Here is a 4,673-nt window from a genome sequence, read left to right on the forward strand (position 1 = left end):
CCATCGGCAAAGTCACCTTTTCCATCGGCCCAAGTATGCCCCTCGTAGATATCGAAGTTGCGCAGAAACGGGAAGAGCGGATCGTCGCGGTCGGGGTTGGCGCAGTCACGGATCAGCAGATTCACCATCCCGCCCCACTTATTTTGCGCGGCCCACTGCGGCTCCTGACGTGCCAGCTCGGCGGCGGCGCGGATAAAGTAGCCGTAGTGAAAGTGGTGGTCGTTAAGCGCCTCATCGCTTCCGTAAGACGCCGGGTAGCCAATGAGCGTCCCCCACGGCTTGTTGTAGTAGAACAGCCCCTTGGTCTTGCCCGGCTTTGCCGTGAAGTAGTCTTCCAGCAGCGCTTTAAGCCGCAGCTTAAGCTGCTGGTTGGCCGCTTGGTTTCCCGTGGCATCGGCGAGGGCGGCGAGTGTGGCGAGCTTTCCCAGCGCTTTTCCTGTCCAGTAGGTGTCCACCAGCTCAGGCTTGAAGCTCGCCACGTCGGCGTCTATAAACTTCGTCAGCGTGGCTTTGTCGTAGGTGCCAATGTCAGGAAGGAGCGGCAGAACTCCCTGAAACGGCGTGACCGTCGTAAAGCCCGTCCCGGCGGCCAAATTCATCACGCCGCGTATGGTCTGGTAGGTGTAATTGGTGAGTTTATCCGTGCTGCGCTGGTACTGGTGCGGATAGAGCCCGTAGAGCGTCCCTGGCGTGCTGCCCTCGTAGTTTTTGGTCGTAAACGTGTACTTGGTCGTGACCTTGCTCGTCTTCTCGTCATAGCTCCAGGCAACTTTGGAGTCTGTAATATGATTGTGTGCGTATCTCGCAAAGAGCGCTATTGTCTCGGGTTTACTATCAGGCAGAAGTGCCACGGAGAAATAGCTCTTGCCGCCCGTTTTGCAGACCAGCCGACTTGTGCCAATCCCCTCCCACGTACAGCCCGACGGGCCAAAGAGGGCGTAGCTACGGCCTTGGACGCTTACCCCCAGCAAAGGGCTTTTCGCGTCGCCCGCAAAGATTTTTGGGGCAGTCCCAAAGCTAAAAGTGGGGTCTGCCTCCGTCACTCTGCCATAGACAAACGGGGAGCCGTGGCCAAATGTCAGGGAGAGCTGCGTGCCAAATGCCGCCGTCACAAACCAGTCGCTCCAGCTCTCCACACGAGCATCGGGGAAGCTTGCCTGCGCCGCGTGACCAATGATGAGGTCATTGGGTTCCCCCATCACCGCGGTAAACACGCCCTCGGGGTTGGCCGTGTAGCCGACACCGGGATAGTAGATCCGCAGGCCCTTCGCGTGCGCCTGAACCCCGAGCGGATGGGGGAACATCTGGTTGGAGAACGGCAGGAACGCCAGCGAGCTCCACCAGTCGTTCGTTGGCACCGGGCGCTTGACTGAGACTGTTACAAAAGGCTTAACTCCAGGCTCCTTCGCCCCCACCGGAAGTGCTGTCGTGTAGCTACCCGCCCCAAGAGAAACTTGCATAGTGGCAGTATCTCAGCTTTTTAAGTATGCGTCAACGTCGTCAAGCGCCGTGATAGGCGAGCCCAGAGGCCAAGGGCAAGCCCCAGCAAGATCACACTAGCCACGAAGCCTTTGCCCCAGGCAGGCTCGTAGCGCAAGGTAAGCTCTTTCGTACCCGCAGGCGCTATGACTGTCACGCGATCCCAGGCATCTTTGGTGATGGCAACAGGCTTGCCGTCCACTAGGGCATTCAGGCGCTCACGGGCGAGCAAGTTGACAACAACGGGGCCACTGACAGCGCTACCAAGTGTGATCGTTGCACCCGTCGCATTCAGCGTGAACGGGATGCTCTGAGACGGATCGCTCTGCGCAAAGGCAAGTGGATCGCCCCCAGCGAGCTCGTAGACTTGCAGCCCTAGGCGTGTGTACCGCAGGGTGACTTGCCCTGAGAGCATCTCCAGAAGCAGGAGCTTATCTACGGACTGCACCCCGTCCGTAACACAGATCCAGCGTACTCCATAGCGGCGTAGCGCCTCAACCGAGTTCTGTGGGATAGCGGCACGGAAGTTTGACGTTCCCTTCACCAAAGCGGGGCTGGGCAGAAATCGGTGCTTCATCTGTAGTGTCAGGGGAGATGCTTCCACCAGAGGGTCGTAGCCCATGAGCATCGGAAGTTCGTAGACCGTGGCAAAGTTCTGGGCCATGCTAAAGACAAAGCCTGTATGATCGCGCTTCCAAGGAGAGATCGTCAGTCCACGCTGGAGGCGCTCCTGTGGGTTGAAGAAAAGCGTCTTAAGTTCTGCGGGAAGCGCGGGGTAGGGTTTGTCGGCCAGCGACATCACGGGCTTGCTGACCCAGGCGTTGTAGGCAAGGAGCAGGGGAACCAGCACGACAAGCGCTCGCTCCGTTTTTGCGCTCTTCTTGCGACTCTGAAGCCAGCGCTCCACGATTAAGCCGCCCCCCAGAGCCGAGAAAAGTGCCACAAAGGGCAGAAACTTCCACCAGTGCTGAAACTTATTGAAGACCGGCAGGTGCGCCAGAATCGCGGCCAAGCCACCGTCTGCGCCAAGGCTCAACCAGAGAGCCAGCCCGGCGCAGAGCAGCCAGGCATTGGCTCCCACAAGCCGACGGCCCCAGCGTAGCACGAGGAGTGAGGTCAATGCCACCAGTCCCAAAGTCAGAAAAACGGGGCCACAGAAATAGAGTGGTGCAAAGTGGTAGAGATGCGCCCAGAGGTTCTCGACACCGGGCTGAATTCCCGGATGCCAAACATCCACAAGCGGCGCAGGCAGTAGCAGTGCCAGAAAGCCCTTGAGGACTCCCTGCTTGAAGTCCGCGCTACGCTCGATCTGGGCCACCTCTGCCGATTGTGCCAGAAGCAGGGGAGCAGCAATCGCCAGCCCGACCAGCAGAGCAGGAAGGAGCCAGAGGAGCCGCACTTTGGAGAGCTTGCCACCGTGGTACCAGAAACCCACCAGGGCCGCTCCCAAAAGAAGCGTGTAGCTCCACATCTGGGCATTGCCCGCGTGAAAGTAAAGTCCAATAACCAAGCCCGTCTCTAGAACCCAGCGCCCTCCCACTTGCACAGCGTTCACGAGGCGAGTGAGCGAGAGCAACAGGAGCGGTGTCCAGAGTGCTACGGGGGCCATGTAGAACCAGCCACGGGTGTAGACACAGAAGTAGCCACAGAGCACAAAGCTCAGCGCCACACACATCGCCAGAGACGCGCGTAGCCCGATCCGCCGCGCCAGAGCAAACGTGGCCAAGTAGCCGAGTACCAGGTGCATCACCGCAAAGATATCAAGCGTGAGGTAGGCATCACGGAGCAGATGTGTGGCCACAAAGTACGAAAGATAGGTCAGGGGATAGGTAAGCGCGTAGGTTCCCATACTGGCAGTCGGGCTTCCCATGAGCGCGTAGGGATTATAGGTGGGAAAGATCCCGTGCTCAAGACTACGGCAGCCCTGCAAGATTGTCGGGAAGAACTGCGTGATGTTGTCGTCATGGACAAACCCGTAGCGCTGGCCATGGGTGAGCAGCACCAAGCTCAGCGTGAGAGCCAGAAGGCCCGCCGAAAGATAGCCGCGCTCCGTGGTTTTTGCCTGGATGAGAGGAGCACGCTCACTCAGGCAAAGTCGTAGCCACTGCGCAAGCTTGGCACGAGGGCGAACCGCACGGAGCGAGAGATAGAGTGCCGGAACCCCGAGACAGGCCAGCGTGATCGCTTGGGCAAACAGCTCCAGAAACGGTGCCTCAATGGGGCCGTTGATAATCTTGTCGAGAAAAGGCAGGTGGGCGGCACTGAGCGAGGGAGGCGAGTCCAGCGCCACAAGGCCACTTGGAGCGGGTGCGGCTTTCCAGGTTGCCAGCATGGTCGCCGTATTGGTCTTGAAAATCTGGGTTCCACCAATGGTGAGTGTCACCGGAAGATTTCTCTGAAGAAGTTCTTGGGGAGCATAGACACGCACACACTGTGCCCAGAACAGGAACTCCAGTTCCCAGACACTTGCGCCTGACTTGTGGTTGAGTGACAACAAGATGTCTTTGGGGGAGATCGCCACAACTTGCACCGTGTGGGTATCCGCCTCCGAAAGTCCCTCAAAAGCCACGGCGATTGGCAAGGCACCCTCGCAGTTAGCTGCGATCTTCTCCAGCCGGATTCCTACAAAGGCCAGCACAAACAGCAGGACGAAAGCAATAACATGCTGTTTCTTGCGAGGACGTAGGCCAAAGAGATGCTCCATACCCCGTATTTTTGGCAGGAGGAGAGCCCACCTGTAGCCTGAGGATAATACGGGCGAGCAACCGATATAGAGAGCATGCAGATTGTGATTCCGATGTCCGGGCAGGGCAGCCGTTTTCAGCGTGCGGGTTACTCGCAGCTCAAGCCTCTGATCGAGGTGGATGGCATGCCCATGATCGAGCATGTGGTGCGGATGTTCCCGGGTGAGACAGACTTTCTGTTTATCTGCGGCCAGGATGCCTTAGAGACCATCCCCGAGCTACGCCCGACTCTGGAGCGCCTCGCGCCTCGCGGCAAGATCGTTGGGATTGCGCCCCACAAGCGCGGGCCAGTTTGGGCGGCGCTGCAAGCCTCTAAGTGGATCAAGGACGACCAGCCGGTTATTCTCAACTACACGGATTTCTGTGTTGGCTGGGACTTTGCAGATTTTAAAGCCACGATGGAGCGCGAGAATCCGGCGGGCTGCGTCACGGCGTATCGCGGCTTTCACC

3 protein-coding genes are annotated in these 4,673 nt (G+C 58.7%); 1 reads left to right on the forward strand and 2 read right to left on the reverse strand.

Going from position 1 to position 4,673, the window contains the following annotated elements; genetic code table 11:
• Positions 1-1,460: glycosyl hydrolase (locus RMO15_RS24050; protein ID WP_309718493.1), on the reverse strand; the 1,460-nt coding region annotated here is incomplete at its 3' end.
• A gap of 20 nt (positions 1,461-1,480) precedes the next feature.
• Positions 1,481-4,183 (reverse strand): hypothetical protein, encoded by a 2,703-nt coding sequence (locus tag RMO15_RS24055; protein ID WP_309718495.1) that lies wholly within the window; start codon positions 4,181-4,183, stop codon positions 1,481-1,483.
• Between the two features lie 75 nt (positions 4,184-4,258).
• Between RMO15_RS24055 and RMO15_RS24060 the strand changes: the two genes are divergently transcribed.
• The coding region (locus tag RMO15_RS24060; RefSeq protein ID WP_309718498.1) for an NTP transferase domain-containing protein at positions 4,259-4,673 on the forward strand (415 nt) is incomplete at its 3' end.

Origin of the sequence: Armatimonas sp. (assembly GCF_031410135.1) — a bacterium.
GTDB lineage: Bacteria > Armatimonadota > Armatimonadia > Armatimonadales > Armatimonadaceae > Armatimonas.

Bases quoted from the DNA above. Each gene is read 5' to 3' on its own strand.
- RMO15_RS24055 (WP_309718495.1), bottom strand. From the start codon at position 4,183: ATGGAGCATCTCTTTGGCCTACGTCCTCGCAAGAAACAGCATGTTATT.